The 16,360-nt window shown below is 65.4% G+C and carries 12 protein-coding genes; 2 read left to right on the forward strand and 10 right to left on the reverse strand.

The features are described 5' to 3' along the window. Positions 1 to 80: 80 nt before the first annotated feature. The 9 genes from U8L64_RS17270 to glnE all read right to left on the reverse strand — a co-directional run bounded on the left by U8L64_RS17270 (position 81) and on the right by glnE (position 11,090). A complete protein-coding gene (locus U8L64_RS17270; protein WP_333398356.1) occupies positions 81 to 1,520 on the reverse strand; it encodes a lipopolysaccharide kinase InaA family protein in 1,440 nt (479 codons plus the stop codon). Then, on the reverse strand, positions 1,517 to 2,272 hold the full coding sequence (locus tag U8L64_RS17275; RefSeq protein WP_138300539.1) for a lipopolysaccharide kinase InaA family protein: 756 nt from the start codon (positions 2,270 to 2,272) through the stop codon (positions 1,517 to 1,519). Before U8L64_RS17275 ends, U8L64_RS17270 begins: the two co-directional genes overlap by 4 nt. Continuing rightward, positions 2,269 to 3,006: a lipopolysaccharide kinase InaA family protein gene (locus tag U8L64_RS17280; protein ID WP_234302894.1), complete on the reverse strand. Its 738-nt coding sequence runs from the start codon at positions 3,004 to 3,006 to the stop codon at positions 2,269 to 2,271. The genes U8L64_RS17275 and U8L64_RS17280 overlap by 4 nt, the downstream gene beginning before the upstream one ends. After that, complete coding sequence (gene rfaP / locus U8L64_RS17285) at positions 3,003 to 3,818, reverse strand: lipopolysaccharide core heptose(I) kinase RfaP (protein ID WP_054094039.1); 816 nt, start codon at positions 3,816 to 3,818, stop codon at positions 3,003 to 3,005. The genes U8L64_RS17280 and rfaP overlap by 4 nt, the downstream gene beginning before the upstream one ends. A gap of 121 nt (positions 3,819 to 3,939) precedes the next feature. After that, on the reverse strand, positions 3,940 to 5,061 hold the full coding sequence (locus U8L64_RS17290; protein ID WP_333398357.1) for a glycosyltransferase family 4 protein: 1,122 nt from the start codon (positions 5,059 to 5,061) through the stop codon (positions 3,940 to 3,942). Further along, positions 5,061 to 6,062 (reverse strand): lipopolysaccharide heptosyltransferase I, encoded by a 1,002-nt coding sequence (gene waaC, locus U8L64_RS17295; protein ID WP_333398358.1) that lies wholly within the window; start codon positions 6,060 to 6,062, stop codon positions 5,061 to 5,063. Before waaC ends, U8L64_RS17290 begins: the two co-directional genes overlap by 1 nt. Continuing rightward, positions 6,063 to 7,097: a lipopolysaccharide heptosyltransferase II gene (waaF, locus tag U8L64_RS17300; RefSeq protein ID WP_155550803.1), complete on the reverse strand. Its 1,035-nt coding sequence runs from the start codon at positions 7,095 to 7,097 to the stop codon at positions 6,063 to 6,065. Between the two features lie 81 nt (positions 7,098 to 7,178). Continuing rightward, on the reverse strand, positions 7,179 to 8,102 hold the full coding sequence (locus U8L64_RS17305; protein ID WP_043295460.1) for a branched-chain amino acid transaminase: 924 nt from the start codon (positions 8,100 to 8,102) through the stop codon (positions 7,179 to 7,181). A gap of 51 nt (positions 8,103 to 8,153) precedes the next feature. Next, positions 8,154 to 11,090 (reverse strand): bifunctional [glutamate--ammonia ligase]-adenylyl-L-tyrosine phosphorylase/[glutamate--ammonia-ligase] adenylyltransferase, encoded by a 2,937-nt coding sequence (gene glnE / locus U8L64_RS17310; protein WP_333398359.1) that lies wholly within the window; start codon positions 11,088 to 11,090, stop codon positions 8,154 to 8,156. A 269-nt stretch (positions 11,091 to 11,359) separates the two neighbouring features. On the opposite strand from glnE, the gene aceE reads away from it, so the two are divergent. Both aceE and aceF read left to right on the forward strand, forming a co-directional pair. After that, the gene (aceE, locus tag U8L64_RS17315) at positions 11,360 to 14,008 is read left to right on the forward strand and encodes a pyruvate dehydrogenase (acetyl-transferring), homodimeric type (protein ID WP_043295458.1); all 2,649 of its coding nucleotides are present in this window, start codon (positions 11,360 to 11,362) and stop codon (positions 14,006 to 14,008) included. An 11-nt stretch (positions 14,009 to 14,019) separates the two neighbouring features. Further along, on the forward strand, positions 14,020 to 15,675 hold the full coding sequence (aceF, locus tag U8L64_RS17320) for a dihydrolipoyllysine-residue acetyltransferase (RefSeq protein WP_043295457.1): 1,656 nt from the start codon (positions 14,020 to 14,022) through the stop codon (positions 15,673 to 15,675). Positions 15,676 to 15,753: 78 nt separating this feature from the next. Here aceF and U8L64_RS17325 read toward each other — a convergent pair whose 3' ends face one another. Continuing rightward, positions 15,754 to 16,245: a hypothetical protein gene (locus U8L64_RS17325; protein ID WP_081973302.1), complete on the reverse strand. Its 492-nt coding sequence runs from the start codon at positions 16,243 to 16,245 to the stop codon at positions 15,754 to 15,756. Positions 16,246 to 16,360 lie beyond the last annotated feature (115 nt).

The following is a 16,360-nucleotide window of genomic DNA, read 5'->3' on the forward strand; positions in this document are numbered from 1 at the left end:
GCGAGCTGAACGCCTGAAGCCGGAGGCTTGAAGCAACAGCGGATGTTTAGTTCAGCTCCGCAGAGCGTGTTCTTCCAGCTTCAAGCATCGGGCTCCAAGCTGTCCTTCGGTATTCGTTCGGCCAGTAGCCGATGCAGCGCAGAATCTGACGGCCAGTTGCGCAGAAAACGTGCGCGATCACGCGTATAGGCGCGCCTGAAGCCCGCCTCGCTGCGGTGCTGCTGCGCAGCATCCAGATCGATCAGCGTCCAACGCCCCTGATTCCAGAGCAGGTTGGTGCCCTTAAGATCACCGTGGCTGATGCGCTCGCGACGTAGCGCGGCGAACAACTGATCAAGCGCCAGCAACTCGATTTCGGGCGGCGAACCGGCGAGGTATGGCTGGAAACGCGCAATTATATCCTCGCCGCCGCTGTATTCGGTAATCAGATAGCTGCGTTGGCGCAGGCCCAGCCAACGGCGCTCCAGCATGGCCAGCGGTCGTGGCGTGGCGATGCCGAGAAAATCCAGGCGATTTCCCTCGACCCAGCTGTGCCAGGCACGACTGGGCCGCCAGCAGCGACGCAGCCAGTGGCCCAGGCCCTTGATGTTGTAGCGCTTGATCACCAGCGGCCGGCCGGCTGTCTCGATCAGCGCCACGCTGGCACTGCCGCCCCGCTTCATTGCACGCCCGGACTCGAGCGCCATATCCGGCGCGTCCAGCAAACTCTCCAGTACAGTCGCCTCACTGCGACGAACGATGCGTAGCTCACTCAGGCTGCGCCTTGCGCTGAACAGCGAGCAGTCGCGGCCAAGCTTGCCGAGATAGTCGCTTAGTCGCCAGCGACGTACGCCCGCGATCTCCCGCAGCAGAGCTTCCAACGGCAGAGCATGCTCACCATTGACCAAGATGTAGTGCACCAGCAGCTCTTCGATGTACGGTTCCAGGCCTGCCGGCAGCTGCGCGAAGAACACGCCGAGGTTAGCCAGTACCTTATCGCGTGCCAGCGGTTGGCCCGGAGTCTGCGCCTGAATGCCGCCGCCATCGATGATGAAGAGATGGCCATCATGTCGCAGCAGGTTGTCCAGGTGGAGATCATCCTGCCACAGGCCGCGCGCGTGTAATTGCGCGATGGCGCCCAGCGCGGCGCCCAGTACCGTCTGCTGGAGATCGGACAACGGCGGTTCGTGCTCCACTGCCCGCCAGGCCTGCTCCAGACTTTCGGCGCCGACGAGGAAGTCGAAGAGCAGCCAGCCACCCTGCCCGGCCTCGAAGCCCTCAGCGAGCAACGCCGGGGTGCTCATGCCCTGCTCGGCCAATAAGCGAGCGCCCTGGCGCTCGCGCTGGAAATGGCGCTCGGCCTTAGCGCCGACCAGCAGCTTGGCCAGCACAGTACGCCCCTGCCATTCGGCCCGACCTACATATCGCTGCCCCGGCAGTACACGCAGCCACTGCAGCACGCGCAGTTCGCCGACGGGGAGCAGAAGCGTCAGAGGTAATGTTGGCGAGCGGCCGCCACGGGTGAGTTCGTTCAGTTTCATGCAAGCGCCTGCTTGCTGCGTCGGCGGCCGGCGATCCTTTCCAGCCAAGTGTCGATAAGCGGATCATCCTCATCTCGTTGCAGATAGCCCGCCAACAGCTGCCGCATCTCGTTCTGGCTCCAGGTCGCGGCACGGCGCAACAGCGCTTCGAGATCGACGATACGATCATTACGCCCGGGCAGCAGCAGCCGGGTCTTTTCCAGATCGATAAGGCAGGCTTCGTAGCGCTCTCCGACCGGACGCAGAAAGATGTGCTTGGGATAGAAACAGCCATGGCGCTGACCGGCCGCATGCAGTGTGCGGGCGAGTTCAGCACAGGCTCGCAGCACGGCCGCCCGAGTTGCCAAAGGTTGCTCACTCCAACCGATCAGCCAGCTGTCGAGGTCCCGCCAGCCATCAAGCGCGCGGGTGAGCAGGATGGCACGATGCTCGCCGGCGACTCGCCGCGCGCCGAAGTACGCGGCCTGCAGCGCCGGTATACCCAGGCGCTGGTAGCGCTGAATGTTGCGAAACTCGCAAGCGAATGTCGGCTCGCCGAACGGATGGCGCAGGCTGTGGGTCAAGTAGTTGCTCTGTCGCTTCAGGTAATAGGTCGTATCGCCCAATTCCAAGCGGAACACGCTACTCCAGCCGCCGCGACTGGTATTGGGCATATCGACCGAATCGAGCTGCACGGCCCAGAGCGCATCGAAGCTAGCCAGCCCGTGCATGTCGAGCAAGAGCCGATCGGCGACGGAAAAAAACTCGCTCATTCGCGTCCCTCAAAATACTCAAGCACCTGCCCGATCAGCGCTCGATCGGCCGGTATCAGCCGCCCACGCCGCTGGTACTGCAGGTAGAAGCGCAGGCGCTGAGTGCGACTCAGATGGTACTTGGCGACCTTATCCAGGCAGGCCAGGTCCTTGATGATGCGTCGACGCAAGAAAGGCCCCCACCAGAAGTTGCCCGAGGGGCAGTCAATCAGGAACAGCTCGCCGTCCTCATTGATCAGCAGGTTGCGCCATTTCAGGTCGTTGTGGGCGAAATGATGGTCATGCAGGGTGCGGGTGGCATGCGCCAGTTGGCGACTGATGCGCGCGACCCAGTGGCGATCGCCAAGACGCGGGTCGTTGTTCGTCGCCATTGCCGCCATGTCGACGGTATTGGGCACCTCCAGCGTGATCAGCGCCCCGCGCAGGAATGCACCTCCACGGCGCTCCATCCCCCAGGCCACGACTGGCGCGACGGGAATACCCCAGCGCGCAAAGTGCCGCAGGTTCTGCCATTCGGCCTTGACCCGCGGACGTCCGAGAAAGCGCCGCAAACCTTTCCCAGCCGCCCAATAACGTTTGACGTAATAGCGCAAGCCGCCGCACTCGACGCGAATCACCTCGGATAACGGATCGCGGGCAATCGCCTCGCCGGTCAGCGCGAACACCGTCGGCAGATCGGCGAACGCCGAGGCTGCCTCGACGGGCATGCCGGATGCGAGCTGCCAGCCACTCACGCCTGTGCGCCCGGTGCGTACTTGCGCGCATAGCGACTGGATAGCCGCTCGGCCTTGCGCTGCAGCCAGGCGAGCAGACGCGCCTCGTCGTGCAGGATGTCGCGCAAGGGCCGCTGAAAATAGCCGCGCAGAAAGCGCAGCCTATCGCCGCGCGTCAGGCCGATGCCCAGCGCCGAGAAGTACAGCCCGGCCAGATCCTTGTCGCGCCAGCGGCGCGGTGTCTGCGCTCGGGTCTGGGCACGGTGCAGGTCGATCAGCGACAGGCGCAGGTCGTTGGCAGATACCGGACGCTCGGTGTGCAGCAGGAAATGGCAGATATAGAAGTCGCGATGGTTGACCCCTGCGCGGTGCATGGTGCCAGCCATGCGCGCCACCTCGGCAATCAGCGCACGCTTGAGGGTCGGCGCCGGCGGCTGCTCGCGCCAGTTCGCCGAGAAATCCTCAAGGCTGACGGTCGGTGCCAGCTCTTCGGTGATGATGAACGAATGCTGACTGGCTGGATTGGCGCCGCGCTCGCCGTAGGCCACGGCGGTCATGGTCGGTACGCCGACTTCGTGCAGGCGCTGGATCGCCCGCCACTCCTGGCCTGCACCGAGTACCGGAGCCTTGACGGTGAGCAGATTCTTGACTATCTCGCCCCAGCCGATACCGCGGTGAATCTTGACGAAGTAGCCGCGCCCCTCGACCTCGGTGCGCAGCGTGCGGCGGCCTTCCAGTTCGCGGTAGACCTGGCCTTCGAGGCGCTCGACCTCCGCGAAGGCATCCTTGCCCCGCCACAGGGTCTTGAAGGGTTCGGCGAGGATCAGTTGCATGGCGGCCCCTCCGCCGGACGGGTAACGACGTAGCCTTGTCCACCGCAGGCGCGGTGCGACAGCGCCGACAGATAAGCGCTACGGGTCTCATCCAGCCTGCGGGACAGGCAGCGAGGCTGGATCATGCACCCTCCCCGAGGATCACGTCGGCCGCCTTCTGCGGCATGGAATACAGATCCGCAGTCTCGGCATAAGCCAGTGCGTTGCGCCGCCAGCGGGCACGCTGCTCGTCGTCCGCGAGCGTCTGCGCCAACAGTTGATCGAGCGTCGCCTGCTCGAACGGGCTGGGCACCACGCAGCCGCAGGCGGCGTCTTCGATGTAGTGCGCGTAGCCACAGACGTCGGTAACCAGCACCGGCAATCCGGCGACCAACGCTTCCAGCAGCACAGTGCCGGTGTTCTCGTTGTAAGCCGGGTGGATCAGCAGGTCGGCGCCGAGCAGGAAGCGCGGGATGTCGCTGCGCCCCTTGAGGAACTCGACCATGCTGGAAACGCCCAGCGTCTTGGCCTGCAGCTTGAACGGCTTGGGATCGTCCTGGCCGATCACCAGTAGCCGCGTGCGCTGCTTCAGCTCGCGCGGCAATGCGGCGAGCGCCTTGAGGCTGCGGTCGACGCCCTTGGTCTTGAAGCCGGAGCCGATCTGCACGAGCAGCAGCTCGTCGGGGCGCAGCTCGAACTCCTCGCGAAACTCGGCGCGGATCGCTGCGGCATTGGCCGGCGCGCGGCGATCCGCGGCGATGCCCGGTGGCAGCAGGTGAAAACGCTCGGCCGGTGTGCCGTAGTGCTTGACGAACAACGGCTGCTGCACCTCGGAGATCATCAGGATCTCGGTCTTCGCCTGGGGCGCGAACACCGCGCGCTCGTACTCGGCGAAGTGCTTGTAGCGGCCCCAACGGCGGTAGATCGGGTTGCGCAGCGTCTGCGCCTTATCCTCGAAGCAAGGATCGGCGGCGTAATAGACGTCGAGCCCCGGCATCTTGTTGAAACCGATCACGCGGTCCACGGGACGACGCGCCAGATCGGCCTCGACCCACGCGGTGAAGCGCTCGTTACGGGTGTGGTTGAACAACGCCCTGACCGGCGCAATCAGCACGTCGAAACCGGCCGGCACCTCGCCTTCCCAGATCATCGCGTAGACGCGGATGGCATGGCCGCGACGCTGGCATTCCAGGGCGATGCGCATGAAATCGCGCTGCAGCCCGCCGAAGGGGAAGTATTTGTAGAGGATGAACGCCAGTTGCATCAGTCGGACTCCGTGGCCCGCAGCAGGGCATTCAATTCAGCGACGACGCGCTCGGGGCGCAACTCGTCGAAACAGGGCCGGTGCCGGTCGCCGCTGCCGGCGTTCGGCCCGCTGGCGCAAAGGTGCACCTGCGAGCACCCGTAGGCGCCAACGCGCCCGGGCAGCGTCGGACCATAGAGCGAAATGCTCGGCACATCCAGCGCCGCCGCCAGATGACCGAGGCCGGTATCCACCGCCACGCACGCGCGCGCGCCGGCGATCACCCGGGCGATACCCGCCAGATTCAGTTTCGGCAGCACCGCCGCGTTGCCAATGCCGTCGGCGATGCGCTCGGCGCGAGCCTTCTCCTCGGCGCTGCCCCACGGCAGGCGGATCGCCCAGCCGGCACCGCTCATGCGCTCGGCCAGCGCGCGCCAGTAGGCTTCCGGCCAATGTTTGCTCGGCCAGGTGGTGCCGTGGAGGAACAGCAGGTACGGCTGCTCGCCCGGCGCGGCCATCCGCGCGCGGTCCAGCCCGTAGTCGCCAATGCCGGCCGGCAGCGGATAACCGAGCGCCTGGGCGAACAGCTGGCGCACCCGCTCCAGCGCGTGCTGCTCGCGCGGCACGGCGTAACACCGGTCATAGAAGCGCGCGGCCAGCGGCTCGCGGGCCGAATCACGGTCCAGGCCAGCCACCGGTGCCTTGACGTAGCGGGTCAGCCAGGCGCTTTTCAGCAGCCCCTGGGCGTCGATCACCAGGTCGTAGCGCGTTTCGCGCAGGCGCGCCTTGAAGCGCCGCCATTCACCGGAACGCAGGGTCTGCCACGGGCTCTTGCGCCAGCGACGGATGGCCACCGGAATCACCTGATCCACCGCCGGATGCCAGGTGGGAATCTCGGCGAAGCCTTCCTCCACCACCCAGTCGAAGCGGATGCCGGGTATGGCCCGCTGTGCGTCGGTGAGCGCCGGTAGCGTATGCACGACGTCGCCCAACGAAGAGGTCTTGACCAGCAGCACCTTCAATCAGCGTACCTCGACCGGCTGCGGCAACAGCCGCCCCAGCGCCTCGATCACGCGAGCCGGGTCCAGCTCGCGCAGGCAGTTGGTATGGCCGAAGCGGCAGGTGCGCTCGAAGCACGGGCTGCACTCAAGACCCAGACGCACGACCTCGACCTGCTCGGACAACGGCGGGGTGAACGCCGGTGAAGTCGAGCCGTACACCGCCACCAGCGGACGGCCAAGCGCGGCGGATACGTGCATCAATCCCGAGTCGTTGGACACCACCGCCTCGGCGCAAGAGAGCAGGTCGATCGCCTCGGCCAGGCTGGTCTCGCCGGCCAGGTTCACGGCCTCCTCGCGCAGGCCGGGGATCAGCCGCGCGCGGATGTCTTCGCCCACCGCATGGTCGTTCTTCGAGCCGAACAGCCAGACCTGCCAGCCTTCGCGGATCTTCGCCTCGGCAACCTGGGCGAAGTGCTCGGCTGGCCAGCGCTTGGATTCGCCGAACTCGGCACCGGGACACAGCGCCAGCACCGGCTGTTCGACGTTCAGGCCGAAGCGCGCCAGCGCCGCCGCGCGGCTTGTCGCATCGATACGCAGCGACGGGTGCGGATAGGGCCGGGGCAGTTCGGCATCCGGCTCGAACGCCAGCGCCATGAAACGCTCGATCATCAGCGGATAGCGCTGCTTGTCGAGCTTGCGGATATCGTTGAGCAGGCCGAAGCGCATTTCGCCGCGCCAGCCGGTGCGCTTGGGAATCCCGGCGAAGAATGGCACCAGCGCGGACTTCAGCGAGTTGGGCAGCAGGATGGCCTGCTGATACTGGCCACGCAGGCCCTGCGCGACCTTGCGCCGGGTCGCCAGGTCGAGCACGCCGTGGCCGAGCGGAAAGCTCAGCGCCTGGCGCACTTCGGGCATGCGTTCGAGGATCGGCCGGCTCCACTCGGGCGCCAGCACGTCGATCTGGCAGTCGGGGTGGCGCTGTTTGAGGCAGACGAACAGCGTCTGCGCCATCACCATGTCGCCGACCCAGCTGGGACCTACGATCAGAATATTCATAAGCGGGGAGTCATCAGCGTGAAGCTGGAAGCCGGCGCCGGAGTGTTGGTCACGTCCAGCTTCCGGCTGCCAGCCCTTGGCTTATTTGACCAGCGTGCGCCATTCGGCGTGGGCATCGGTCTTGCCGGTGACCAGGTCGAAGTAGGCCTTCTGCAGCTTCTCGGTCACCGGGCCGCGGCGGCCGATGCCGATCTGGCGGCCGTCGACTTCGCGGATCGGCGTGACTTCGGCGGCGGTGCCGGTGAAGAAGGCCTCGTCGGCGATGTACACCTCGTCGCGGGTGATGCGCTTCTCGACGATCTCGATGCCCATCTCGCGCGCCAGAGTCAGCACGGTGCCACGGGTGATGCCGTTCAGGCACGCGGTGACTTCCGGGGTGTAGATCACGCCATTCTTAACGATGAAGATGTTCTCGCCCGAGCCCTCGGCCACGTAGCCTTCCGGATCCAGCAGCAGCGCCTCGTCGGCACCGCCGGAGACCGCTTCCTGCAGCGCCAGCATCGAGTTGACGTAGCTGCCGCTGGACTTGGCGCGGGTCATGGTGATGTTGACGTGGTGACGGGTGAACGAGCTGGTGCGGATCTTGATGCCGTTCTCCAGCGCCTCGTCACCCATGTACGCGCCCCAGTGCCAGGCGGCGACGATCACGTGCACCTTCAGGTTGTCGGCGCGGATGCCCATGCCTTCCGAACCGTAGAAGGCCAGCGGGCGAATGTAGGCGCTCTCCAGGCCGTTCTCGCGCACCGCGGCGCGGGTGGCTTCGTTGATCTCGGCCTTGGTGAACGGAATCTTCATGCCCATGATGTGGGCGGAGTCGAACAGGCGGTCGGTGTGCGCTTCCAGACGGAAGATCGCGGTGCCCTGCGGCGTGTTGTAGGCACGCACGCCCTCGAACACGCCCATGCCGTAGTGCAGGCTGTGGGTCAGCACGTGGGTTGTCGCGTTGCGCCACTGCACCAGTTCACCGTCATACCAGATCACGCCATCACGATCGGCCATCGACATCGTTGCCAGCTCCTCAGAATTCGAAATTGCTTGGTAGCCCGACGAAGGGCTTCACTCGAGCCCCAGCTCGCGCCAGATACGCATGACCGCGCGGCGCTCGTCGTGGAATTGATCCCCACTCACCACTCCGGGCTGCTTCTGCAGTGATTGCCGGTGGGCAGCCGCACGGTAGGCCTTGTAGGCGTCCTGCAGCAGCCGGACCTCATCGCCGGTCATCAACCCGGCCTGCTCCAACCCATCGAGAATGCGGATGTTATCGGTATAGCGCAGCAGTTCAGGATGCTGGTGCGACCACGCCAAAGCGGCGTATTGCACCATAAATTCGATATCCACGATACCACCGGCATCCTGCTTGAGATTGAACTCGGCCGCTGCCTCGAATGCGTTGTCATCCACGCCGGCGTGGCTGGAGCGGGTGCCGAGGTTGTCGCGCATTTTGGCGCGCATCTCGCTGACTTCGCGGCGCAACGCGTCGAGATCACGCGCACGCCCCAACACCGCGGCACGCACCCGCTCGAAGTCGGCGGTCAGCCGCGCACAGCCGGCCAGCACGCGCGCGCGCACCAGCGCCTGATGTTCCCAGGTCCAGGCCTCTTGGCTCTGGTAGCGCTCGAAGGCGGCCAGCGAGCCGACCAGCAGGCCCGCCGCGCCGGACGGCCGCAGGCGCATGTCCACTTCATACAGCTGGCCGGAGGTGGTCTGGGTGGTCAGCAGATGAATGATGCGCTGGCCCAGGCGAGTGAAGAACTGCGCGCTGTCGATGGGCTTGGCGCCATCGGTTTCGACCGCCGGATCGCCGTCGTGGATGAACACCAGATCGAGGTCGGAGCCATGCCCCAGCTCGATCCCGCCGACCTTGCCGTAGCCGACGATGACGAATCCCGGATCGCATGGCGTGCCGTCGCTGCGCCGCGGTACGCCATGACGGGCGACCATGTAGCGCCAGGCGAGCATCAGCACCTCCTTCAGCACCGCCTCGGCCAGCCAGGTGAGGTAGTCGCTGACCTTCATCAGCGGCAGAGTGCCGGCGATCTCCGAGGCCGCGACGCGCAGCCGATGCGCCAGCTTGAAGTGGCGCAGCGCTTCCATCTGCTGCTCCAGATCGTCCTCGGGGATGCGCATCAGCCGCTCGCGCAGCTCGGCCGCCAGCTCCGGCGCCTGCGGCGGGCTGTACAGGCGTCCGGCGTTGAGCAGCTCATCGAGCAGCGACGGAAAGCGCGCGATCTGTTCGGCGATCCAGGGGCTCGCGGCGCACAGTTCGAGCAGACGCCGCAGCGCGTGCGGGTTCTCGCTGAGCAGTACCAGATACGCCGAACGCCGGGCGACCGCCTCGACCAGCGGCAGCACGCGCTCGAGCACCAGATCGGGATCGTCCTGCTCGACGACCAGCCCCAGCAGGCGCGGAATGAAGGCATCCAGCCGCTCGCGCCCGAGCCGCTGCATGGTGCGCACCTGCTTGCCGTTGCGCAGCAGCGCCAGACGCTGACAGGCCGTCGGGCCGTCGCGAAAACCGGCCTCGCTCAGCTGACCGGCGGCGAAGTCCTCGTCCCAGTCCTGCTGCCACAGCGCCAGCCATTCGCCGCCGTCGGGCAGCTCGCCATCCTCGCTGTCGTCCTCGTCGGGGTCGGCGATGACCTGGCGGAAATGCCAGTCGATACGCCCGCGCCAGTGCAGCAGGCGTTCATGGAACGCCGTCCAGCTGTCGAAGCCGAGCATGAAGGCGACACGCTCACAGTCGACATCATTCTCCGGCAGCATCTGCGTCTGCCGGTCGGCGATCGCCTGCAGCGCATGCTCGGTGTAGCGCAGGAACTCATATCCCTCGCGCAGCTCGTCGACCGCAGCCGGCGGCAGGTAACCCTGCGCGGCCAGCGTCGCCAGCACATCCAGCAACGGCCGCTGCTGCAGGCTGAGATCACGACCGCCGTGGATCAGCTGGAAGGCCTGGGCGACGAACTCCACTTCGCGGATACCGCCAGCTCCCAGCTTGATATTGCCGGCCATACCCTTGCGGCGGACTTCCTGCTGGATCAGTTGCTTCATGCCGCGCAGCGCTTCGATCGCGGAGAAATCCAGGTAGCGCCGGTAGACGAACGGCCGCAGCATTTTCAGCAGCTCCCGGCCCGCCTGCTGATCGCCGGCGACCACGCGCGCCTTGATCATCGCGTAGCGTTCCCAGTCGCGCCCCTGATCCTGGTAATACTGTTCCAGCGCGTTGAAGCTGAACACCAGCGGCCCGGACGAACCGTAGGGGCGCAGGCGCATGTCGACGCGGAAGGCGAAGCCGTCGACGGTGATGGCATCCAGGGCTTTGATCAGGCGCTGGCCGAGCCGCACGAAGAACTCCTGATTGTCCAGCGAACGCTTGGCCCCGACGGTTTCACCGCCTTCCGGATAACCGAAGATCAGGTCGATGTCCGACGACAGATTGAGTTCGTGCGCGCCCAGCTTGCCCATGCCGAGCACGACGAGATGTTGCTGTCGGCCGGAGCGGTTTCCGGTCGGCACGCCGAACTGCTCGCAATGGCGGGCGTAGAGCCACTGGTAAGCGAGGTCGACACAGGCGTCGGCCATGTCCGACAGCTCGCGGCAGGTTTGCGCCAGGTCCGCCTGGCGCGCCAGATCACGCCAGACGATGCGTACCTGATGGCGATTGCGAAAGCGGCGCAGCGATACGGCCAGCGCATCCTCGCTGTCGCACTCGGCCAGCGCCGCCGTCAGCAGGTCGCGCATCTCGCCGGGCGCCAGGGCGCGCTCCAGCAGCCCGGTTTCGGCCAGCTCCAGCAGCATCTGCGGATCTCGGCTAACCTGTTCGCTGACAAAATCGCTGGCGGCACAAACGCGACCGAACGTTTCGCGCCGGGCAGCGGGCCACGCCGCCAGCACCTGTTCGGACGATTCGCCAAGGGCGCGCCGGAACGTCTCCTGCGCCCGGCTGACAAAAGGCTGAAGTGAAACAGGCAATGCAGCCAGTGGAGGCAGGCTCATGTAGGTCGTTTCCTTTTGTCACGTCGGAACAGCCGGATCGCGCGAGCTAGAGCCGCGCAAGCGCCACTTTGGAAGTATGGCCGCACCCTGTGATTGTAGTTTTACTACTAAAGAATGCTGCAGGGGGCTGATCGCCGCGCAGTTTTGTAGTAAAACTACAGACGACCGGCCTACCCCGGCATATCCAAGAACATATATACGCCCCCGCCCACAAAGCGGGTGCGCAGCAGGCAACCGATTCTGGAAGCCTTTCCGCCCTGGAGCAAGCCATGCAAGATCTCGATCCCGTCGAAACCCAGGAATGGCTGGACGCCTTGGAGTCCGTCCTCGACCGTGAGGGCGAACAACGCGCCCATTACCTGATGACCCGGATGGGCGAGCTGGCCACCCGCAGTGGTACCCAGCTGCCCTACGCGATCACCACGCCGTACCGCAACACCATCCCCGTCACCCACGAAGCACGCATGCCCGGCGACCTGTTCATGGAACGCCGCATCCGCTCGCTGGTACGCTGGAACGCCCTGGCGATGGTGATGCGCGCCAACGTCGCCGACCCGGATCTGGGCGGCCACATTTCCACCTTCGCCTCCAGCGCGACGCTGTATGACATCGGCTTCAACTACTTCTTCCAGGCCCCGACCGAAGAACACGGCGGCGACCTTATCTACTTCCAAGGCCACGCCTCGCCCGGCATCTACGCCCGCGCCTTCCTCGAAGGCCGCATCAGTGAGGAACAGCTGAACAACTTCCGTCGCGAAACCGACGGCGGCGGCCTGCCTTCCTACCCGCACCCGTGGCTGATGCCGGACTTCTGGCAGTTCCCCACCGTGTCGATGGGCCTAGGCCCGATCCAGGCGATCTACCAGGCCCGCTTCATGAAGTACCTGGAAAGCCGCGGCTTCATCCCGGCCGGCAAGCAGAAGGTCTGGTGCTTCCTCGGCGACGGCGAGACCGACGAGCCGGAATCGCTCGGCGCCATCTCCCTGGCCGGCCGCGAGAAGCTGGACAACCTCATCTTCGTCATCAACTGCAACCTGCAACGCCTCGATGGCCCGGTGCGCGGCAACGGCAAGATCATCCAGGAGCTGGAAGGCAACTTCCGCGGTGCCGACTGGAACGTCATCAAGGTCATCTGGGGTCGCCTGTGGGACCCGCTGTTCGCCAAGGACGAAGCCGGCCTGCTGCAGGCGCGGATGGACGAAGTGGTCGACGGCGACTACCAGAACTACAAGGCCAACAACGGCGCGTTCGTGCGCAAGCACTTCTTCGGTGCACGCCCCGAGCTGTTGGAAATGGTCAGCGACATGTCCGATGACGAGGTCTGGAAGCTCAACCGCGGCGGCCATGATCCGTTCAAGGTGTACGCAGCCTACCACCAGGCGGTCCACCACAAGGGCCAGCCGACCGTCATCCTGGCCAAGACCATCAAGGGCTACGGCACCGGCTCGGGCGAAGCGCAGAACATCGCGCACAACGTCAAGAAGGTCGACGTCGAGAGCCTGAAGATCTTCCGCGACCGCTTCGGTGTACCGATCGCCGACGATCAGCTCAAGGACCTGCCGTTCTACAAGCCGGAGCCGGACAGCCCGGAAGCCAAGTACCTGCAGAAGAAGCGCGAGGCGCTCGGCGGCTTCGTACCGCAGCGGCGCACCAAGAGCTTCAGCATCCCGACGCCGCCGCTGGAAACCCTCAAGGCGATCCTCGACGGTTCCGGCGATCGCGAAATCTCCACCACCATGGCCTTCGTCCGCGTGCTGGCGCAGCTGATCAAGGACAAGGACCTGGGCAAGCGCATCGTCCCGATCATTCCCGACGAGGCGCGCACCTTCGGCATGGAGGGCATGTTCCGCCAGCTCGGCATCTACTCCTCGGTCGGCCAGCTGTATCAGCCGGTGGACAAGGATCAGGTGATGTTTTACCGCGAGGACAAGAAGGGTCAGATCCTCGAGGAAGGCATCAACGAAGCCGGCGCCATGTCCAGCTGGATCGCGGCGGCGACCGCCTACAGCAACCACAACCAGCCGATGCTGCCGTTCTACGTGTTCTACTCGATGTTCGGCTTCCAGCGCATCGGCGACCTCGCCTGGGCGGCCGGCGACAGCCAGGCGCGCGGCTTCCTGATCGGCGGAACCGCCGGTCGCACCACGCTCAACGGCGAAGGTCTGCAGCATGAGGATGGCCACAGCCACATTCTCGCGTCGACCATCCCCAACTGCCGCACCTATGACCCCACCTACGGCTACGAGCTGGCGGTGATCATCCGTGAAGGCATCCGGCAGATGACCGAAGAGCAGCAGAACATCTTCTATTACATCACCGTGATGAACGAGGCCTACCAGCAGCCAGCCATGCCTGAGGGTGTCGAGGAAGGCATCATCAAGGGCATGTACCTGCTCGAAGAAGACAAGATGGACGCCGCGCATCACGTCCAGCTGCTCGGCTCGGGCACCATCCTGCGCGAAGTGCGCGAGGCAGCGAAGATGCTGCGCGAAGACTACGGCGTCGCCGCCGACGTCTGGAGCGTACCGAGCTTCAACGAACTGCGCCGCGAAGGCCTCGCCGTGGATCGCTGGAACCTCCTGCACCCGCACGAGAAGCCGCGCCAGTCGTACGTCGAGCAGTGCCTGACCGGCCGCAAGGGTCCGGTGGTGGCCTCCACCGACTACATGAAGCTGTTCGCCGACCAGATCCGCCAGTGGGTTCCGTGCAAGGAATTCCGCGTGCTCGGCACCGACGGCTTCGGCCGCAGCGACACGCGCAAGAAGCTGCGCCATCACTTCGAAGTGGATCGCAACTGGGTCGTGCTGGCCACGCTGGAACAGCTGGTCGCACGCGGCGAGATGGAAGCCAAGGTACTGGCCGAAGCCATCGTCAAGTTCGGCATCGATGCCGATAAACCCAATCCGCTGGACTGCTGAGGAGCGAAGCCATGAGTGAATTGATTCGCGTACCCGATATCGGCAGCGGCGAAGGCGAAGTCATCGAACTGTTCGTCAAGGTCGGCGACCGCATCGAGGCCGAGCAGAGCCTGCTGACGCTCGAGTCGGACAAGGCCAGCATGGAGATCCCGGCACCCAAGGCCGGGGTGATCAAGGCGCTGAAGGTCAAGCTGGGCGATCGCCTGAAGGAAGGCGATGAGCTGCTCGAGCTGGAAAGCGACGGCGGCGAAGCCAGTGCCGAGGCGCCCGCCGAACCGGCCGCACAACCGGCCCAGGCACCCGATACCGCCGCAGCCAGCGCCCCGACCGCCAGTGCCGAACCGGCGCCGGTAGCGGCTGGCGGTGCAGAGCAGAGCCAGCAGGTCCATGTGCCGGACATCGGCTCGTCGGGCAAGGCCCGCGTGATCGAGCTGTACGTCAAGGCCGGCGACCACATCGAAGCCGATCAGAGCCTGCTGACCCTGGAGTCCGACAAGGCAAGCATGGAAATCCCCTCGCCGGCCACCGGCGTGGTGGAAAGCGTGGCGATCAAGCTGAACGACGAAGTCGGCACCGGTGACCTGATCCTGACCCTCAAGGTCCAGGGCGCCGTAGCGGCCGCGCCCGCTCCGGCAGCGGCACCGACCACCCCGACCGAGCCGACCAAGGCCGCCACGCCTGCCGAAGCCGATCGCAAGCCGGCCCCCACCGCGCAGACCGAAGCGGCCAAGCCGGTTGGTGCACCCAGCCGCGACGGCACCAAGGTCCATGCCGGACCGGCCGTGCGTCAACTGGCGCGTGAGTTCGGCGTCGAGCTGGCGGCGGTCACCGGCAGCGGTCCGAAAGGACGCATCCTCAAGGAAGACGTGCAGCAGTACGTCAAGAGCATGATGCAGCAGGGGCCGCAGACCGCGGCCGCGAGCGGTGGCGCCGGCATTCCGCCGATTCCGGCGGTGGACTTCAGCAAGTTCGGCGAGATCGAAGAAGTCGAGATGAGCCGCCTGATGCAGATCGGCGCGGCAAACCTGCATCGCAGCTGGCTGAACGTGCCGCACGTGACACAGTTCGAGTCGGCCGACATCACCGAGCTGGAAGCCTTCCGCGTGGCGCAGAAGGCTGCTGCGGAGAAGGCCGGCGTCAAGCTGACCGTGCTGCCACTGCTGCTCAAAGCCTGTGCGCACCTACTGCGTGAACTGCCGGACTTCAACAGCTCCCTGGCCCCCAGCGGCAAGGCGCTGATCCGCAAGAAGTACGTGCACGTGGGCTTCGCGGTGGATACCCCGGACGGCCTGATGGTCCCGGTGATCCGCAACGTCGACCAGAAGAGCTTGCTGCAGCTGGCCGGCGAGGCCGCCGAGCTGGCCGAGAAGGCGCGCACCAAGAAGCTCTCGCCGGATGCCATGCAGGGAGCCTGCTTCACCATCTCCAGCCTCGGCCACATCGGCGGTACCGGCTTCACGCCGATCGTCAATGCGCCGGAGGTGGCGATCCTCGGTGTCAGCAAGGCCACCATGCAGCCGGTGTGGGATGGTTCGGCCTTCCAGCCGCGCCTGATGCTGCCGCTATCGCTGTCCTACGATCACCGGGTGATCAACGGCGCCGCCGCCGCGCGCTTCACCAAGCGCCTGTCGGAACTGCTGGCGGATATCCGCACGCTGCTGCTGTAACTCGCGGAACGAAAAACGCCGCATCCCTCACAAGGATGCGGCGTTTTTGTTTGCCGTCCGATGGCTCTGCCGCCGCCGCTAACCCTTCTGCAGATTGCGGATGAGGAACGACAGCGCCTTGGCCAGTTCTTCGGCGCCCGCGGGATCGCGCAGGATCGTGACCAGCGGCGTGCCGTCGGCAGGACTGTCGATGATGCACACCCGCCCTTGCGGCGGACAGCGGTAGCTCAGATAGGGATCGAGACCGAAGACCGACAGATTGCGATTGTGTACCGCGATGCCGTTGCCCGGGCCACGCACCTCTTCGCGAACCTGCAGTTCGCCAGATTCGCCGACGCTCAGGCGATAGCTGAGATCCTGCGGATTGGCGACACCGACCTGATAGGCAACCCGCAATGCGTAGCGGTCGAGCAGGCCGTTGCCATGCGCCAGCAGCGCTTCGCGCTCACCGGAAAGACCGTAGCGAGACTTCAGTTCGGAGAGGTAGCGCTCGGCTTCGCCGCCATTGAACTGCGCCGGTTCGACAGCGTGTGCATGCAGTGCGACATAGCTGCAGATCGACGCCGCCAATAACTTCAACCACCGACTTGTCAGCCTCTGTCGCATGATGCACCCTTGCCCGAAGTTAATATTATTTCGCCATCCTTGAAGTCCGCTGTAGCAGTGCAACAGCGCAACCAGCCGG

The sequence above is a fragment of the Pseudomonas sp. FIP_A4 genome, from assembly GCF_036701605.1.
Classification (GTDB): Bacteria; Pseudomonadota; Gammaproteobacteria; order Pseudomonadales; family Pseudomonadaceae; genus Stutzerimonas; species Stutzerimonas phenolilytica.